Annotated in this window: 16 protein-coding genes and 1 riboswitch; of the genes, 5 read left to right on the plus strand and 11 right to left on the minus strand. The window is 32.2% G+C overall.

Annotation, left to right across the window (positions count from 1 at the left end; translation table 11 throughout):
* Window positions 1–418: 418 nt before the first annotated feature.
* Entirely contained in the window at window positions 419–937 is a 519-nt protein-coding gene (locus CDO51_RS02655; RefSeq protein WP_089022755.1) for a ferritin, read from the minus strand.
* Between the two features lie 340 nt (window positions 938–1,277).
* Here CDO51_RS02655 and CDO51_RS02660 point away from each other — a divergent pair, with 340 nt between their 5' ends.
* Window positions 1,278–2,048: an SIMPL domain-containing protein gene (locus tag CDO51_RS02660; RefSeq protein ID WP_089022756.1), complete on the plus strand. Its 771-nt coding sequence runs from the start codon at window positions 1,278–1,280 to the stop codon at window positions 2,046–2,048.
* Window positions 2,049–2,155: 107 nt separating this feature from the next.
* Here CDO51_RS02660 and CDO51_RS02665 read toward each other — a convergent pair whose 3' ends face one another.
* The 4 genes from CDO51_RS02665 to CDO51_RS02680 form a co-directional block, all read right to left on the minus strand.
* Window positions 2,156–3,298 (minus strand): THUMP domain-containing class I SAM-dependent RNA methyltransferase, encoded by a 1,143-nt coding sequence (locus tag CDO51_RS02665; protein ID WP_089022757.1) that lies wholly within the window; start codon window positions 3,296–3,298, stop codon window positions 2,156–2,158.
* A gap of 17 nt (window positions 3,299–3,315) precedes the next feature.
* Window positions 3,316–3,813 (minus strand): GNAT family N-acetyltransferase, encoded by a 498-nt coding sequence (locus CDO51_RS02670; protein ID WP_089022758.1) that lies wholly within the window; start codon window positions 3,811–3,813, stop codon window positions 3,316–3,318.
* Window positions 3,814–3,835: 22 nt separating this feature from the next.
* Complete coding sequence (locus CDO51_RS02675; protein WP_089022759.1) at window positions 3,836–5,059, minus strand: DUF418 domain-containing protein; 1,224 nt, start codon at window positions 5,057–5,059, stop codon at window positions 3,836–3,838.
* 134 nt (window positions 5,060–5,193) lie between these two features.
* Window positions 5,194–5,760, minus strand: a complete 567-nt coding sequence (locus CDO51_RS02680) for a biotin transporter BioY (RefSeq protein ID WP_240503468.1) — start codon at window positions 5,758–5,760, stop codon at window positions 5,194–5,196.
* A 168-nt stretch (window positions 5,761–5,928) separates the two neighbouring features.
* Between CDO51_RS02680 and CDO51_RS02685 the strand changes: the two genes are divergently transcribed.
* The 3 genes from CDO51_RS02685 to thiT all read left to right on the plus strand — a co-directional run bounded on the left by CDO51_RS02685 (window position 5,929) and on the right by thiT (window position 8,266).
* Window positions 5,929–7,179: a Y-family DNA polymerase gene (locus CDO51_RS02685; protein ID WP_089022760.1), complete on the plus strand. Its 1,251-nt coding sequence runs from the start codon at window positions 5,929–5,931 to the stop codon at window positions 7,177–7,179.
* Between the two features lie 13 nt (window positions 7,180–7,192).
* Window positions 7,193–7,456 (plus strand): hypothetical protein, encoded by a 264-nt coding sequence (locus CDO51_RS02690; protein ID WP_089022761.1) that lies wholly within the window; start codon window positions 7,193–7,195, stop codon window positions 7,454–7,456.
* Window positions 7,457–7,492: 36 nt separating this feature from the next.
* A riboswitch (TPP riboswitch) is annotated at window positions 7,493–7,595 on the plus strand.
* 107 nt (window positions 7,596–7,702) lie between these two features.
* Window positions 7,703–8,266 carry an energy-coupled thiamine transporter ThiT gene (thiT, locus tag CDO51_RS02695; RefSeq protein ID WP_089022762.1) on the plus strand — a complete coding sequence of 188 codons (564 nt, stop codon included), beginning with the start codon at window positions 7,703–7,705 and terminating at the stop codon, window positions 8,264–8,266.
* Here the strand turns inward: thiT and CDO51_RS02700 are convergent.
* Window positions 8,244–8,867: an O-methyltransferase gene (locus tag CDO51_RS02700; RefSeq protein WP_089022763.1), complete on the minus strand. Its 624-nt coding sequence runs from the start codon at window positions 8,865–8,867 to the stop codon at window positions 8,244–8,246. The two genes, thiT and CDO51_RS02700, sit on opposite strands and share 23 nt — an antisense overlap.
* A 654-nt stretch (window positions 8,868–9,521) precedes the next feature.
* On the opposite strand from CDO51_RS02700, the gene CDO51_RS02705 reads away from it, so the two are divergent.
* A complete protein-coding gene (locus CDO51_RS02705; RefSeq protein WP_089022764.1) occupies window positions 9,522–10,301 on the plus strand; it encodes an FMN-binding protein in 780 nt (259 codons plus the stop codon).
* A 560-nt stretch (window positions 10,302–10,861) separates the two neighbouring features.
* Here CDO51_RS02705 and CDO51_RS02715 read toward each other — a convergent pair.
* The 5 genes from CDO51_RS02715 to CDO51_RS02735 form a co-directional block, all read right to left on the minus strand.
* Window positions 10,862–11,383 (minus strand): hypothetical protein, encoded by a 522-nt coding sequence (locus CDO51_RS02715; protein WP_205842081.1) that lies wholly within the window; start codon window positions 11,381–11,383, stop codon window positions 10,862–10,864.
* 216 nt (window positions 11,384–11,599) lie between these two features.
* Window positions 11,600–12,187 (minus strand): hypothetical protein, encoded by a 588-nt coding sequence (locus CDO51_RS02720; RefSeq protein ID WP_143824668.1) that lies wholly within the window; start codon window positions 12,185–12,187, stop codon window positions 11,600–11,602.
* A gap of 881 nt (window positions 12,188–13,068) precedes the next feature.
* Window positions 13,069–13,989 (minus strand): DUF4179 domain-containing protein, encoded by a 921-nt coding sequence (locus tag CDO51_RS02725; RefSeq protein ID WP_089022767.1) that lies wholly within the window; start codon window positions 13,987–13,989, stop codon window positions 13,069–13,071.
* Window positions 13,979–14,509: a sigma-70 family RNA polymerase sigma factor gene (locus CDO51_RS02730; protein WP_089022768.1), complete on the minus strand. Its 531-nt coding sequence runs from the start codon at window positions 14,507–14,509 to the stop codon at window positions 13,979–13,981. Before CDO51_RS02730 ends, CDO51_RS02725 begins: the two co-directional genes overlap by 11 nt.
* A 419-nt stretch (window positions 14,510–14,928) precedes the next feature.
* Window positions 14,929–16,578 carry a sensor domain-containing diguanylate cyclase gene (locus CDO51_RS02735; RefSeq protein WP_089022769.1) on the minus strand — a complete coding sequence of 550 codons (1,650 nt, stop codon included), beginning with the start codon at window positions 16,576–16,578 and terminating at the stop codon, window positions 14,929–14,931.
* Window positions 16,579–17,389 lie beyond the last annotated feature (811 nt).

Below are 17,389 nucleotides of genomic sequence, written 5' to 3' on the forward strand. Positions count from 1 at the left end.
CGGTACTATGACCTCGGCTGACTTCTTACGGTTCAACCGTGCATCACTGCACGATTTGTCGCTGTGGGTTGTTGGTTAAACCCTCTTGTCGGCAACCCCCGTAAGACCTCCCCTGTTAAGAACGGTAACTTTCCTCTCATATATCTGCCACATTTACACCGTAGAGCTCGGGTGGTATCGGATTTTGTGTTGTTCAGCACACTTGTCCGCTCTAAATATGCCTTGTATGTGGTTTCTGTTCGTCAGACCGAGATTTTGCATTAGGCTTCCTTCAGACTCCACCTCACGATGGACGCCCTTGCCATTTGCTAACAGTTCCTGCCACCAAGCCTGTAGCGGACTTTCACCGCCTAGCTACCGCCCATGCAGGGCAAACTAAAAAAACCTGTAGTTATATAACTACAGGTTTTAACTAATACTAATTTTGTTCTCCTTCATTAGGTGGAGTAAATGTCCTTTGAGCAAGTTCCTGATCTAGCATTAAAATACCAGAACCATCATTTCCAACACGCTTAACTTTACTTAAAATGTTATCCATAGAAGACTCTTCTTCTACCTGTTCATCTACAAACCACTGTAAAAAGCTAATTGATGCATGGTGTCTTTCTTCTTGAGCAATATCCATTAAGTTATGTATTAGCTTTGTCACATGTTGTTCATGTTTTAATGATAGCTCAAAAACCTCTTGTAATGAAGAAAAGTCATTCTTTGGGTCTTCAAATCCTGTAATAACAGGAGTTTCTCCATGCTCATCAATAAAATTAAAAAACTTCATAGCATGAAATCGTTCTTCTTCAGCTTGCACCATAAAGAAATTAGCAAAACCATCTAAATCCTCTGATTTACAATAAGCAGCCATGGCTAGATAATAATGAGCGGAATAAAATTCATGCTTGATTTGTTCATTTAACTTATCTAAAAGCTTCTCAGGTATCATAAATTAGCCTCCTCATTTTTCATAATATAAATAGTTACTAATATTATACATTACAAATTGATTCTTGGCAACTTTTTCTATAACGATTATATTCTACCTCATTCTATAGAAAAGTCGTATTCTCTCCTATATATAATCTACTATAATGACTGTTCATATATTCGTGCGAACTACTTTTTCTAATACTTGGATCTACTTTTTTCTGACTTCTTTCACTAGTGCGACATGTGATGTAATAGCTATTTTGTATGAAAAATATGTAAAAATACTTTTGTTTTCATTACTTTTAAAGAACAGGTTCGTCCTACAAAATAGAAACTTTTAATGAGAGGTTGATTTAATGTTATCTAAAAAGTCTAGACCTAATTTAACCATGGGAGTTGTTATGGCTATTGGATTAATGTTAGCTTTCTCACCTGTAACTTCTTATGCTATCGAAGAAGAAGTATTAGATCTTAACGGAGAAACCAGTATAGTAACTGTCAAGGGTGAGGGGATTGTAGAAGTTGAACCTGATTTAGCTTATCTAACACTTGGTGTTGAAACTAGTTCTGAAAGTGTAAGAAATGCTCAAGAAGAGAATATTGATAAAATGGAATTGGTTGTAGATACCTTACACGATATAGGATTAGATGAACAAGATATTAAAGTTGGACAATATAGTATCGGTCAACAATATGTACATCCTGAAGATGATGAAGACCCTGAATACGAAGTCTCAAACCAAATTGATGTCACTGTAACAGATTTAGAACAAGTAGGACCTATTTTAGAAGCTGGTGTAGAAAAAGGCGTAAACAATGTTATATCCCTCGAATACGGAGTTGAGAGTGAAAAAGAGTATGAACTAAAAGCACTAGATAAAGCTATGGAAAAGGCAAAGAATAAAGCAAAAAGAATTGCAGCATTTTACAAAAAGTCACTGGGGGATGCTAGGCAAGTAAACGAAGGGAGCACATCCATAGGTTATACTGAAATTGATTTCTCTTCTGATAGATCAGTAGCACTAGAAGAAGCAGAAATGGATGCTTATGGTACTGCTGGTTTAGCTGCAGAACCAGGAGAAGTCACTTTTGATGCTAGTGTAGATGTGTTATATAAAATTGAATAATGTTTTAAGACCCATATTATTACTATGGGTCTTAAAACATAAAAGGCCTCCCTAGACTATTTTCTCTTAGGGAGGCATTATTTCTCATAAAAAGTTCTAATAACATATTATCTTTGTTTGGGTGGCTTTGGCCCAAAATATTGGTAATAATCTACTTTAATTCGACCATTAAACAGTTTACGTCTTTTAGTTGCTTCTTCACCAAACAGTTTTTCAAAATTATTGTGAGCAGTCAATATATAGAATGACCAACTAGGAAGTCTTTTTCTAAATACTTTACCCATTTCACGATATAATTCATCAACTTCTGGTTCTTCACCTAGTCTTTCACCATATGGTGGGTTGCAAATAATTTTCCCGTATTCTTCTTTAGAAGTAAGATCTTCAACTGAAAGTGTATGAAATTCTAGGGTATTTTTACCTAATACTTTTTTTGCATTCTCTTTTGAAAGTTGTACCATATTATCATCAATGTCATAACCTTTTATCTTTAATTTCTTATCAAACTGAGCTATTTCCATACCTTCTTCTTTAGCTTGTTCCCAAGTTTTATTAGAGATATTTGGCCAAGAAGTGGCAGTAAAATCTCTTTTTAACCCTGGGGGAATTTTACAACCTATCATCGCAGCCTCTATCGGAATTGTTCCAGAACCACAAAAAGGATCAACTAACGCAGTATCTGGCCACCAACGTGCTAATAAAATTAGTCCTGCAGCTAAAGTTTCTTTTAAAGGTGCATAGCTCTGCAAAGCTCTATATCCTCGTTTATGTAATCCTGCTCCGGTGGTATCTATAGTTAAAGTTGCAGTATCTTTTAAGAGAGCTATCTCAATTTTGTAAAGTGGACCATCTTCGTCAAACCATTGTTTATTATATTTTTGTTTTAAGCTTTCTACTACTGATTTTTTTACAATTGCTTGACAATCTGGAACACTATATAATTGTGACTTAACAGATTTCCCTTCAACAGGAAAAGTTGCATTTGGCGGTAGTATCTCACCCCATGGAAGTTCTTTTGTTTTTTCAAACAATTCCTCAAAAGAAGTAGCTTTAAACTCACCTACTTTTATTTTAACTCTATCAGCAGTTCTTAACCATAGATTAGTTCTACAAATTGCTTCATTATCTCCTTTAAAAGTTACTTTCCCATTTTCAACAGAAATAATGTCATAGCCTAAATCCTTAATTTCTTGTTTAACTAGTGCTTCCATCCCAAAAGTAGAAGTAGCTATTAATTCATAATGCTCCATAACATACCATCCTTTTTTTAATTAATTAAATATTTTAAATATAGTTCAATTGAATTGTCTACAAAGTTTGGGTTTCCATAACTATCAAAATTATGATGATCAACATCCTTTGTTTTTATAAGTTCTGTGAAACCCCATTTTTTATACATTTCTCTTATTTCAGGGCGATCACTCTTAACTCCAATAGTCACTTGAGTTTTACCCGCTTCCTTAACACGTTGTAAAACTCTATCCTTTAATTTTCTACCTAATCCTTGGCCTCTATATTCAGGATGTATTCTGAATGCACATATATATGCTCTAGATAGGCCATCAGCTTCATATGGATCAAAAGAGTTCCAGACAATGTGAAACTCTCCTAATAATTCTTCATGTTCAGAAGATTCTACTACCCAAAACTCTTGTTTACCTTCTAAAATTCTATCCTTAAAGATTTTTTGAGTTGGTATATTATCTTTTCTCCACGCCCAATTTAACCTTTCAAAGTCAGAAATAACCCCCTGTCTTATAAGCATTCTCCATCACCCTTTCAGGTAGTTACTTTGTTATTGATTGTAATTCTCCATATGTATAGCTTCGCCATAGCCATTCAAATGGTCCAAATTTAAATCTAGTCATCCAAAGCTTACTCCATATTATTTGTAGTATAAATATAGATATTGTTATTACAACACCTATAAAAAGCGAAACTCTCCCAAATAACCCTAAACCATAACCATAAAAGACCAAAACACTAATAATAGATTGAGTTAAATAGTTTGTTAGAGCTAATTTACCAACATATGACAATGGGTGCAGTAAATTATAAAATTTCTCTTTTTGCGATAATATTACAATACCTGATATGTATACTGATGCTAAAGCAATTGAATAAACATAAAAAACAATTTCTTGTATCGGAAGTTTAAGTTCTCGAGGAAGTAATATTACATCCTGTAGAATTAAAACATAAACAATTAACCCTGGAATTGCTACTAAAGCTCCCCACTTTAAAACATTTTTAAATATAAAAATATTCTCTTTTATATTATAAAAAATTTCTTTTTTACCTGCATACATTCCCAGTAAAAATAAAAACAAAATATCAGATATACTTATTAAAACATTAGCCAAAACAAATGGCAACTCCTCTTGAACACGAAAACTAAGAATTTCACTAAAACTCCCTTCTTGATAAACTTCTAAAGCTTGTATTTTTAGCATCTTTCTTTCTTCTAAAGGATCTACTTCCGCATCAATCTGATCTTCAATAATTAATGACTCTGAAAGAAATAATCCACCTTGTACTAATATGGCTAGAACAAAAAAACCTAAGATAAACTTTTTTATAATTGTTATTTTAAAATCATTAAATAATAATAAAGTTAAGCCACCAATAGCATATAAATGTAAAATATCTCCTGACCATATAAACACTAAATGAATTATTCCAAACATAAACAGTCCTAAAATTCTTCTCCGATAAAGAGATACTACATTTAATCCTTTTTTCTTAGCCCTCGTAGTAAAAAAATAAAATCCTAAACCAAATAAAAACGAGAAAATGGGATAAAACTTCCCTTCCGCAAATAGTTCTATAATCCAAGCAAAGAGAATATTTAACTCTCCTACATACTCTCCTGGCGTTTTTTCTAAATAAAATAAAGTTGATTTAAATAACGTCATATTTACGAGTAATACCCCAAATAAAGCAAAACCTCTTATAATATCTACTACTTCAACTCTTTTTTTCGGTTCTGTTGGAAAAACGTACTTGGTCATCTAACCCCTCACTTTTACCAAATTTTTTATGGATGTTCTACACTATTATAATATATCAAACTAACCATATTAATTTCAAAATTTTATATTAAAAAATAAACACACTTCAACAAGAAGTGTGTTTAATATTTCTATTATAATGAAAACCGTTCTTTTACAGCTAGAGCATGACAACTTCTTACTACAAATGCAGTTGCGATTACTTTTGCAATATCACCAATTAAAAACGGAACAACTCCTTCAAGTATAGCTAAACTGATAGGAATTTGAGTAATTAAAGCCATCTGTATCACACCGGGTATATAGATAACTATCATTCCACCTAGTGTTAAAGTTGAGATTAGTAGTGTCCAATAATGAAATCCAATTTTATTTTCAACTCGTTCAACTAAAATTCCAATAATATAGGCTGCAAAAGGATATGACAACAGATACCCTCCAGTAGGGCCTACAAGAGTAGTAATTCCTCCAAAGCCTCCTGCAAACACCGGAAAACCTGCTATCCCTATTAATAGATATACTATCTGACTAATAAACCCTTTCTTTGCACCTAATAATGCACCTGCAAGCATAACTCCCATAGTTTGTCCAGTTATTGGGACAGGGCTGATGGGAATAGGTAAATAAACATAGGCGAGAATTGCAGTTAAAGCAGCAAATAAAGCTATTAGAGCTAATTCTTTAATACTCATTTTACTCATATTAATGCTCCTTTCAGGTTTTAATAACTTCCATATTTTACAGATTACTATATAGCAAAATTGTTGTCAACCTTCATTCTTGTTATGGTTGACATGTTTTAAATTATTTAATCATGACTTTACCTCGAACGTTTGTTCTAGTATAATCATTTTAGAGGTGGTCAACAAATGAGTTCTCGAACAATCTTTCATATCGATGTTAATTCTGCCTATTTGTCATGGGAAGCAACTTCAAGGCTACAAAAAGGAGAACAGTTAGATATTAGAACTGTGCCATCGGTTATTGGTGGTGATAGTGATAAGCGCCAAGGTATTGTACTAGCAAAATCTATTCCTGCTAAACACATATACAATATTCAAACTGGTGAAACTCTAAACAGTGCCTGTAAAAAGTGTCCTAATCTATTAATTGTTCCTCCGAACTATTCATTATATCTTCAATGTAGTAACGCTATGGTTGAACTTTTGACAAATTACTCTCCGATAATCGAGCGTTATTCTGTCGATGAAGTTTTCTTAGATTTTACTAATATGGAAAACCACCATGGACATTATCTAGAAGCTGCACAACAAATGAAAGAATCCATTAAAAATGAATTAGGGTTCACTGTAAATATCGGGATCGGATCTAACAAACTTTTAGCTAAAATGGCCTCTGAATTTAAAAAACCTGACCAGATACATACATTATTTCCAGGCGATCTTTCTAGGAAATTATGGCCTTTGCCTGTTAATAATCTTTTTATGGTAGGTAAAGCAACAGAAAAGAAATTACGTGATCGAGGTATTTCAACTATTGGTGAACTAGCTAACACCTCGCGTGAAAAATTAAAACTATGGTTAAAAAGTCATGGTTTATTAATATGGAATTATGCAAATGGAATCGAGCAATCCCCTGTACGATCCGAAGGAATTCCCATTAAAGGTCTAGGTAACTCAACAACTACACCAAGAAATATTACTGAAAGGGAAACAGCAGAACTTTTATTATTATCTCTAACTGAGAAAGTAGCAACTAGACTTCGTAAAATTAATCAATCTACAAAACTAATTTCTATATCTATAAAAAATGATCAGTTTAATATGTATTCTAAACAAAAAAAGTTATCTATCTCAATAAATTCAACCCTAGATATATTTAAAGTAGCTAAACAAATTTTTGAAGAGTTATGGCAAGGAGAACCAATTAGACACATGGGAGTTTCTTTATCATCTCTATCAAATAATGATTTTTATCAGTATTCTTTATTTGATTATCACTCTAGTTCTCATAATCTTGATAAGGTTATAGATCAAATCAGAGATAAACATGGTGAAACTTCAATAATCCGCTCTTCTTTTTTATATTCATCAATACCTCCTTTTTCAGGTGGAGTTGATACTGTTGAGGATTATCCTATGATGTCAAGCTTATTGTAGAGGAGAGTATAATATGAAAATTATCATGAAACCGATAGAAATGATTGCATGGTTTACAGATAACGACATACCAAAACCTTTAAGGTATCGCATTTCTACTAAAGAGGGAAGTAAACAAGTTATTCGTATAGAAAAAATTATATCTGTAGAAGAAGAAAAACTTGCTGGTAATAAAATGTTTGTTTATACATGTCAAAGCACTATTAGAAATCAGACTAGAGTTTTTGAACTAAAATATGAATTGTCCACATGTAAATGGTACTTGTCGAAAATGTAATAATCTGTTATTATAAGAATTGAACAAAAAATAATGAAAAGCCAATAGGGGTGCCGAAAATCGGCTGAGAAGGACTCAAGGTCCTACCCTTGAACCTGACCTGGGTAATACCGGCGTAGGGAATTGGCTTTTAGTATACAGGCCACGTATAACCTATATCTTATGGCCATTAGTACGCTAAAAGCGCAATTCGCTACGAATTGCGCTTTTTGTATTATATATTAATTTTTATTAGGAGGTATTTACATGACTAACACATCAACAAATGTAAGAATGATAGCTGAGCTTGGGGTAGCTCTAGCTCTCGCACTAATTTTGAACATGTTCAAATTATTCCAAATGCCCTATGGCGGATCAGTTAGTTTAGAAATGTTACCAATCGTTATTATGGCATTCAGATGGGGCATAAAGTCAGGTATACTAGCAGGAGCTGGCTATGGGCTCTTACGTTTGGCTACCGGTGCAACTGCTATTCATTGGGTTCAATATCTTCTCGATTATCCAGTGGCATTTGCAAGTTTAGGATTAGCAGGTATATTTGCATCTTGGGTTAATAAAAGTGATAATAAAGTTCCGCCAATAGTCTATGGAATACTTGTTGGAACTTTAGCACGTTTCGTTGCTCATTTTACTTCCGGATTGGTGTTTTTTGGGGAATATGCTCCGGAAGGCCAAAGTGAATTTATGTATTCTTTAATCTATAATACAACTTTTCTAGCTCCAGAGGGATTAATCACAATGATAGCTGTTAGTTTACTCGCACTTAACAAAAGTTCTAGTGAGTTTTTTACGACTTCAACTTATAGCTAATAGTGACACCATCTCCCACAGGAAGAATAGTACTATAAAGTCGATTATCATCAAATACTAGTTTATTGTATTCATCCATTGAGGCTCCCAAATTTCTGGGAGCCCCCTTTATTTTAAATAAAGTATCATCAGCTATTATTAACCCTCCGGGTTTAGTTAGCTCAATTGTTTTATCTAGTAATTTCGGATATAGAGATTTTTGCGAATCTTGAAAAATAATATCATACGGACCTTGTAAATCATAAATTACTTGGGATACATCACCTAATAAGAGTTCAACATAGTTTTCTAATTTTGCCCTTTCTATATTCTTTTTCGCATCTTGATATAATTTAGAGCCCCTTTCAATAGATAGTACTTTTCCATTAGTACTTTTAACTGCTTCACCTAACCAAATAGTTGAATAACCAAGACAAGTTCCTAATTCCAAAACATTTTTTGCATCCATTAGCCTAGCTAATAAACCTAAAAGTTTCCCTATTTCTAATTCAATACTAGGCTGAGTATCATCTCTTTGTTTCTCCTCTGTTTCTATTAATTTTAAATTTTCATTATCTAGAGTAATAAATCCACTAATATATTTCAGTATATTTTCGTCCATTATTATTCCTCCTAACTATTTCCTCATAACACCTTTATTTTGAATAATTTCTACTTCTTTGTCAAATATGAATATATAATAAAAAATTTCAAACTAGATCATAATAGAGATAAAATTGTGAGTGATTCAGGAATGAAATTTACTGAAAGTAATAAGGATCCTCAGAAACCCCATGATAGTAACTTTAATTTACAGACCGCTGGTTTGGATACTAATCTGCCCAGTCATTAAAATAAGCATTCAATGCAAACAAGGCAACAACCAAGAACAAAAAAGAGCATAAAGAACTAGGTGCAAGAATTAACCCTCGTTTAGTAGTTGTACCTTCAGCTCATCCTGTAACTCAACATCAACTTTCTTATATCAAACATGAAGTGAAGGACGCTATTCAATGAGAGCTTCTCTTAAAAATGACTTATAATAAGAAAAACAATTTAAACAGCTCATAAGCTCATCACTTATTTAGTGTACTTGAATATGACACTCTAGTACAACAAAAGCCCTATAATACTAAAAAGAATCAACCCTTTGCTTGTCGAAGGTCTAGCTTATACTAAACTATCGACAAGCTTTTTTATTCCATTTTTTTAATAGCATATCAGTTTTTAAAAAAGGAATATTAAAAATGGAATCACAACAAATGGAGGGATTTAATTGCATAAAAATATACTAATAGTTGCAATAGTTACAATGTTAATGCTTAGCTTAATTGCTTGTCAACCTGATGAAGATAATGACCCAAATGGTGATAATAGTGTCGCTGATAACGGTGAAGGAATAACGGGTACATACCATGCATCGTCAGAGGCTGATGATAGTGGGTTTGTACTCGCTGAAGTAACTTTTGAAGACAATGAAATTACAGATGTAGAATTAGAAGAATACACAGATAAAGGTATTACCAAAGGGGACGACTATGGCTGGGAGCCATTTCATGAAGCAATGCAAGAACTTCCGGATAGATTTGTAGAAGCAGATTCTGCTGATATCGAAGCTTATAGTGAAGCCACAGCCACTTCAAATAAAGCTATGGGAGCTGTTGAAAAAGCGATACAACGAGCTGAAGGAGAAACGGAACCATTTGATGGAACTTTTATGGGGATATCAGAAGAAGGCGAAGATGGCTGGGGTATCACATGGGTCACCCTTGAAAACGATGAGATCCAAGAAGTACAATTAGAAGAAGTGCAGGTAGCTGATGAAGAAGATAATGAATATGAATTTAAAGATGATGACTACGAGTGGGAGCCATTCCACGAAGCTCAAGATGAAATGCCAGAAAGGTTTGAAGAAGAAAATTCACATGAAGTAGATACATATTCTGAAGCTACTGAAAGCTCGGAATTATGGAAAGATGCGGTACAGGATGCACTTAACAGAGCTGGGAGAGAAAACGGTGAAGAAGAAGAAGAGGATGATGAAAATGGTGAATAAAACATACCATAAATATAGATAGGATCAAAAAAACACCTTTTAAATACTTAAAACTCCTATCCCCGTCTAATTTGAGTTATTAGTTTTTATAAAAAATACTTGAAATTGAAACAACAAAATGAAAAAAATAATAAGTGTAATAGCCATAAATGACGGGATAGGAGGAACTTTATTGGAAGCTTTTCTTTTGTTTTTGTTTATAGGATTATTAGTTTTAAGTTTAATTTGGGTCTTTAAATATGCTGAACAACGTGGGAAGTCAGGCTGTTTAATAGCTTTCCTGGTTTTTTTAGTTTCATGGCCCTTAAGTTTACTGTTGTGGCTAGCATCTCGACCCGACAAATATTATGATGAGTATTGACTGGTTTCATACCTATCAACAAGAAATCCACTCTGCAGAGGTTAATTTTAATATAATTTAGACTATGAATTATCACTTTGAGTGTGGTTTTTTTGGTATTGAAAACTATACCAAAAAGTATTTACCAACTTATCACTAAATACATTAAAAATAATTTGTCATTGTTTATGATTTCTCTTACACCACAAATTAAAGATTATCATAGAACTAACAATGAATCTTTATCTGGTAAAAATACAGGGAGATTGTTTTCATCCCTCACAATAACCTTTGTATTTACCCTTGACTTATTTACAATACGGTTAATAATCTCATCTTTTTTTTCAATTTGTCTTGCTATTAAAATTGCATTGTATCTTTCAAACTCACAGTCTTTACCACACATGCAGTAAGGAAAATACGAGTCTCGATAATATTTCTCGTGTAATGCCTTTGCACATTGATATGCATGAGTGTCACTATCTACCACATCAACTTTAGCTCCTGTAAGTTTATTAATTAAAACTGCCGTATAGGGGAGTGCACCTCCACCAATCAATAGAACCCTATCATTAGAAGAAATTTCGGCTTTGCTTATCTCTCTTGCTACAACTCTTTGGTATAGCTTACATGTTATTATCATAAATGAAACTACAACAAATGACTGTGAAATGACTTTTTCAAACTTACTGGTTATAATTCTTTTTAACCTAACACATATGTTTAAAGTAATAAATATCACCCCTTTTCTTAACACTCAATACTTTCAAATATTTTTTATTTGTCGAATTTCTAAACCGAAAATTGACTATTATCACATACACAAAAAACATAATGATTGAGTTTGATAATCATTCTCGCTCATTATGTTTAAATTATACTATTTTCGATTTCGTGTCAAGGGATTTTATTTAAAGTTAACACCGATTATATTAGTAATACTTAACTACTATTTACATTACCACAATGTTAAGGCAAAATCTTCAAGGCTGTAATCTTTAATCAAGACTTCACTCTCATCATCGTATAACTTATATTTAAAAGTCATCTGATCAGAAGAATTCTCTACTAAATCATCAACAGAAATACCCTCTGCAAGCTTAAGAGAAATCTCCTCTTGAATATCATTAACATTACGATGGCCATATGTGAAATACGGGGGGCGTTCTAGATCATAATACTCTTTTTCGAAAAAAACCTGCCATTCTTCTGGGAAATACATCCTAATTTTAAATTCTTGCTTACTAGTACCATAATCTATTAATTCCAAATTCAAAGTCAGGGTAACTTCTTTTTCATCAATCCGCTTCTCAGTATTAGCTTTTTCTAAGTCTACTGAACTTAATGGATTAGCCCTAACCCAATAATACGAAGTCCTGATTATGTCTATAGAACTTCCCATTACACTTATTAATAGGAACGCACCTATGATAATCAACAATTTATTAGTATGTTTAAAACGTTCAAGATTAAAAAGGCCTTTTATTGCAATAATAAATAAGATAATCACCACTACCGCTGATAAATATATTACTCCGTTATTCAATTTAACGGGTCTAATAATATATTCTAATATACTATAAGAACGGTGGGGAAGTTCATATATAAAGAACGCTATTAAGAACAAAATCCCGATATGTTTAATAGTCTTTTATTATCTTCGTTGATTTTTGAAAAGTTCAAGTCGCTCCCTCCTATACCTCCCTATGAACTGCAACAGATTTATTTTCTAAAAAAATATATAAGCTTATCAGAAACCTTTATAAGAATATCCGCAAAGCCAAATTCCTCACCTATACGCGCTGCTATTATTCTCGTTATTTTTGTGATTATTAAAAAGATAAATAAAAAAGCCAACACTCTTAAAATAAATTGAAGGTCCAACACAATCACCTCAATATAACAATTTTACTATTTATCAACTTGTTTCTGTTTTTTTACTGATAAACTACCATGCCTGTTAAAACACTACAGCCAAACCTTCAAAAAAGTTATTGCCTCAACAGACTGAAGCTCAATTACACATTCTCCTTTTATGTCTATATACCCCTATTATCCTGATTTACTGGAGTAAGATTACAATGTAAAAGTTAAGAAATTATATTAGTTCCTAATCTAAAATATACATGAAATATAAGCTGTGTCAAATCAATCTAATGATGTGCCAAAAAATCTGTTCCTTTTAACTAACCTACCCCATTAGTCTTAAACTAACCATCAACGAAAAACTCTAGTTTTTAACTCGTCTGCGAGGTGATTTTGCTTAGCATAACTTCTATTTATCGACAAAAAAACCACCCAGAGGTGATATTCTACAGCTTAGAAGCATCATATCATCACCTTAAGGGTGGATTTAGAATTATTATTCTAATTTTCACTTTAAATTTCTTTAGTTTTTGTCGCGCTTTTTAGAGGACAAGTATATTCTTAATAGTTTTTAGGAATATCACTGGTTCCTCTTTTTTCTATCACAAAATCAGAAACTACTGGGTATTCTTCTGTTAAGCTATTCTTTTTTTCTTCTGCTTTTTCTTTACTATTAAACTGGTCTACTTCTATTAAAAATTCTCCATCTTCATCTTTCAGCATCCTTCTATTGTCAAGTGAAAATATCTGTTCTTCGACTATTCCAATCTTTTCACCATGAGGATATGACTCACTTCTGATTGAATATATAGCGTCTTCTTTACTTTCTTGTTTTTCTTCTAAAGTGACTACTAACTGTCCTGGTTCTTTATATTCTGTCACTTGATATGAGAAAGGTTTATCCATAGTTATTGAAAATCTTACCATAGAATCGTCAAGCGTCATTTGTCTATATATATCCTTTATCATGTTTCCATCTTTCATCTTTTCAAACTCATCCTCAGCAGAAAATTCTCTAACACCTGAAATTTTAAAATCTAAAGTGTGTGGGTATTCACTATGATCAATTTCATAGTGACTTGCAAACTCCTCTTCTTTTAAGTCTTGAGAAAAGTTTATTACTATATGCTCTTTATCGTCCTTTTCGACCAATGAAATAAACTCTACGTCACTTCCATCAGTAATTTTACCACCTTCCTGAGGTTCTTCACTAAAATGTAGCACCCTCACTAACTGGCCTGCTACTGGGATATCATGCATAGCATTTGCAAAAGTAGGCATTGTATTAATACTAACTGTAAAAAGCAACATAACTGAAGCGGCAACACTTATACCTATCTTTTTAATTTTATGATTTTTTCTAGCTTTTTCATGCATTCCTTTCTCAACTCCTTTCATTAAATAATCATCAATTTCTTCAGGGATGTCAATACTGTTGTAATAATCTTCTTTAAACTTTTGAAGCTTACGTTTAATCTTCACAATTATAACCTCCTTCCAGATTATCTTTAATTTTCTTTAAACCTCTATAAAATTTTGTTTTAACAGTATTTAATGGATAGCCTAATATTTCTGATATTTCCTTGAACTTAAAACCTTCAAAGCTCTTTAATATTATAATTTCTTTGTATTTTTGCTCTAAATCATCTAAAGCATTATTTAAGTCTATCATCTCAACTAGCTCATCTTTATTATATTGACTATCTCTAACCTCTTTGTTCTCTTCCATAAAAACGTACTTCTTATTTGATCTAATATAATTCACTGCAGTATTGATAGTTATTTTGACGAGCCAAGTGTCAAAGTACTCTGGTTGTTTTAGTTTATCTATTGAAATGTACGCTTTATATGTTGCTTCTTGAACTACATCTAGAGCGTCTTCTTTATTTTTTACATATGAAAATGCTATGCGATAAATTTTTTCTTTTCTCGATTGTATTAGGTTTACAAAACTATCTTCATCTCCTTTCACTGCTTTTTGAACTTGTAGTTCTATTGTCAAATCTATCTGAGCCTCCTTTCATTTTTTACTTTTGTGTTAGTGCACCAATTAGACAATAGATAACAACAAAAAGTTTCATTAAAAAGAAATACTTTACTAAAATGGTATAATATATTAAGATTTATTGGATTTTAAGCTGATTAAGTATCATTTCACTAGGAATTTTGAGAGGACTTAAAAGGTTTAATTGGCCCATATTTGTCAACACTCTAGTCAATAAACAAAAATCTACCCTCAATAGTTAACTAATTTATGATCACAGAAGATCATTTCAGCCACCTAAGAGGGTAGATTTAGACTTTTTTGCCCTATTTTTTTACTTATTATTTATCCTAGAGTTTTTCACCATTTTTTTAACTAGGTTTTTATTGAAAGACAGATACTTCCCATTAACGAAATCGCAACAGAAGGTAAGTGAGTTAATCTGGCTTTCTCTTTTTTCTGTTTTGTTTGTGTTTATACATATTTTTATCAGCTTTTTTAAACACTTGTTCTTTAGTTTGCTTATTATTTTCTTTCGTAGCTACTCCTACAGATAAACTGATTTGAGTATTATTAGTTTTCATTTGTTCACTTATTATTCTGCCAGCAATGTCTTCTACTGTTTTAGAGTCAGTTTTAGGAAGTAATATAACAAATTCATCCCCGCCCCAGCGTGCGATAATATCTTCTCTCCTACATACACTTTTAAGTAAATTTGCCGCTTCAATTATTAAAGTATCTCCTGCATCATGACCATGCTCATCATTTACTAATTTCAAACCATCTATATCAGCAATAATAATACTAATAGGGTACTGCCTGTCCACATCTATCCTTTTAAATTCCTCTTCAAAGTAAGTACGATTATACAAACCTGTCAAAGTATCATGAAAGCTCAAGTATCGCACTCGCTCTTCAGTTTGTTTTTTATCTGTAATATCTCTAACAAATTCTACTACTCCTGTGGGCTCATCATAACCTTCTTCAAATAATGGATAGCTGTAAAGTTCAATCCACATTTCCCCTATATCTGTTTGAACATTTATCTCCTCTACCTCCACCTTGCCAGTCTGTAAACATTTTATAGAAGGACAAGGATCACAAGGTACCTCTCGTTTATGATAAGCTTGATAACATTTTTTACCTTCTAAAGGTAAGTCACTTTCATACCAAGTTTTAATAGTTTTATTGGTATAACGAATAGATAAGTCAAAATTAAGTACACTGATTCCGTCCTGAATACTCTCAAATAAACCTTCTAAGAGATTTTTGGTTTGATGTAATTTTTTTTCGTCTTGTTTTTGTTTAGTTACATCACGTGTGATCACAAGTATAGTGTTAACTTTTCCATTTTCATCTACTTCAGGCACTATTCTACTGTGTAAATGTTTTCCCATTAATTCATAATAAACCTCTTGCCCTTCTTTAGTTTGAGCTGATTGTTTTATCAAATTCGTCTTTTTCTTGAATTGCTGGTATAAATGATCATTTATATCTATTTCACCTTTTAATTTCTGATAAGCTTCATCATAAGTTTTGCCAATCAGAAAGTCTTTTGATATACCTAATTCCTTTTCTATGACAGAATTTGCATAAATAAGTTTTGAGGTAGTATCATGCCGTACCACCATATCTGGAGAGTTCTCAACCAGGTTGATAAAATCCCTTTCTGCCTTTTTTCGCTCGGTAATATTATCATGGGAAATTACAACTTTTCTTTTAGTAGTATTCTTTAAATCACTATAAGGTGCTACCCTAGCTAAATACCAGCGCTCTATTGAAGGAGAATGGCAGGGATACTCTATTTCAAATTCTTCTTTTTCCCCATTTATAACAGAACGTATCCCTGCAGCAACTTGTTTTGCTGTATCTTTATCACTACCTTTTGCATTATCACAAACCTCAAGATAATTATAACCTTTACTAACTTTTTCGATTTCTGCATTATTGTCCTTAGCAAAAGATAACCATAAAGTATTCACATATTCTATATTCCCTTCTTCATCTAATAGACATATATTACTTTTTATTGAATTCAAAATGGTTTGAACATCGTAAGAAGTATTTTTTGATATACTGATGTTCACATAAAACACCTCTTCCTTCTCTAAAGATTCTCTACCTATCAAATTTTCAATAACTATCTTTTTTTCATAGAACCCATCATCTTCTTAATTAACCGTTCAGATCTGTTTTTTTAAGATCTAATTTCTCTAAAACATAAAAAGATAAAAACATATTAAGTGTGCTTTCTTATTATTTTATTAATTATTTTCTATTATGTCTAGAAAGATATCAACATCCACTAATTCAGGATCAAATTGACTACCTGAACAATTTTTAAATTCTTTAATGATACCCTTTACCATCCCAACGTTCATGGTGTGAAAATATACTGATGCCATATCTTTAAAAAACACTATAAAAAATAAAAAGTATCATTTGTATTGTATTAAAATCCATATTTATTTAATATTATTCTAGTTCAACTCAAAACTACCGCTAATGACCATCACTTATCCTCAAACCCACTTTAAAATGCTTATTTATTAACATATTTATCAACACCGTTGTCTACAAAATATCTACCCAATAGTGAACTTTTATGATCACAGACGATCATTTAAAACACCTAATAGGTAGATTTAGACTTTTCGCGCCGTATTTTCACTTGTGAATTACTCTATATTTCCCTCTATTAATTTTCCGTTTTTTAATAGAGGACACAACAAAAATTCACAATTTATCTACCAATTTTAGCTTGATTGGCTTTTTTATCAGCACATTTAATTAGTTCTTCATATATTTTAGATTGAATACACTCAAACTACATTCTCCAAGACTTAAATTATATGTATAGTTTTCCCATCATATAAGTACTTTTCTCTTTCTGAACGC

The sequence above is a fragment of the Natranaerobius trueperi genome, assembly GCF_002216005.1.
Classification (GTDB): domain Bacteria; phylum Bacillota; class Natranaerobiia; order Natranaerobiales; family Natranaerobiaceae; genus Natranaerobius_A; species Natranaerobius_A trueperi.

Bases quoted from the DNA above. Each gene is read 5' to 3' on its own strand.
- CDO51_RS02655 (WP_089022755.1), bottom strand. From the start codon at position 937: ATGATACCTGAGAAGCTTTTAGATAAGTTAAATGAACAAATCAAGCAT.
- CDO51_RS02660 (WP_089022756.1), top strand. From the start codon at position 1,278: ATGTTATCTAAAAAGTCTAGACCTAATTTAACCATGGGAGTTGTTATG.
- CDO51_RS02665 (WP_089022757.1), bottom strand. From the start codon at position 3,298: ATGGAGCATTATGAATTAATAGCTACTTCTACTTTTGGGATGGAAGCA.
- CDO51_RS02670 (WP_089022758.1), bottom strand. From the start codon at position 3,813: ATGCTTATAAGACAGGGGGTTATTTCTGACTTTGAAAGGTTAAATTGG.
- CDO51_RS02675 (WP_089022759.1), bottom strand. From the start codon at position 5,059: ATGACCAAGTACGTTTTTCCAACAGAACCGAAAAAAAGAGTTGAAGTA.
- CDO51_RS02680 (WP_240503468.1), bottom strand. From the start codon at position 5,760: ATGAGTAAAATGAGTATTAAAGAATTAGCTCTAATAGCTTTATTTGCT.
- CDO51_RS02685 (WP_089022760.1), top strand. From the start codon at position 5,929: ATGAGTTCTCGAACAATCTTTCATATCGATGTTAATTCTGCCTATTTG.
- CDO51_RS02690 (WP_089022761.1), top strand. From the start codon at position 7,193: ATGAAAATTATCATGAAACCGATAGAAATGATTGCATGGTTTACAGAT.
- thiT (WP_089022762.1), top strand. From the start codon at position 7,703: ATGACTAACACATCAACAAATGTAAGAATGATAGCTGAGCTTGGGGTA.
- CDO51_RS02700 (WP_089022763.1), bottom strand. From the start codon at position 8,867: ATGGACGAAAATATACTGAAATATATTAGTGGATTTATTACTCTAGAT.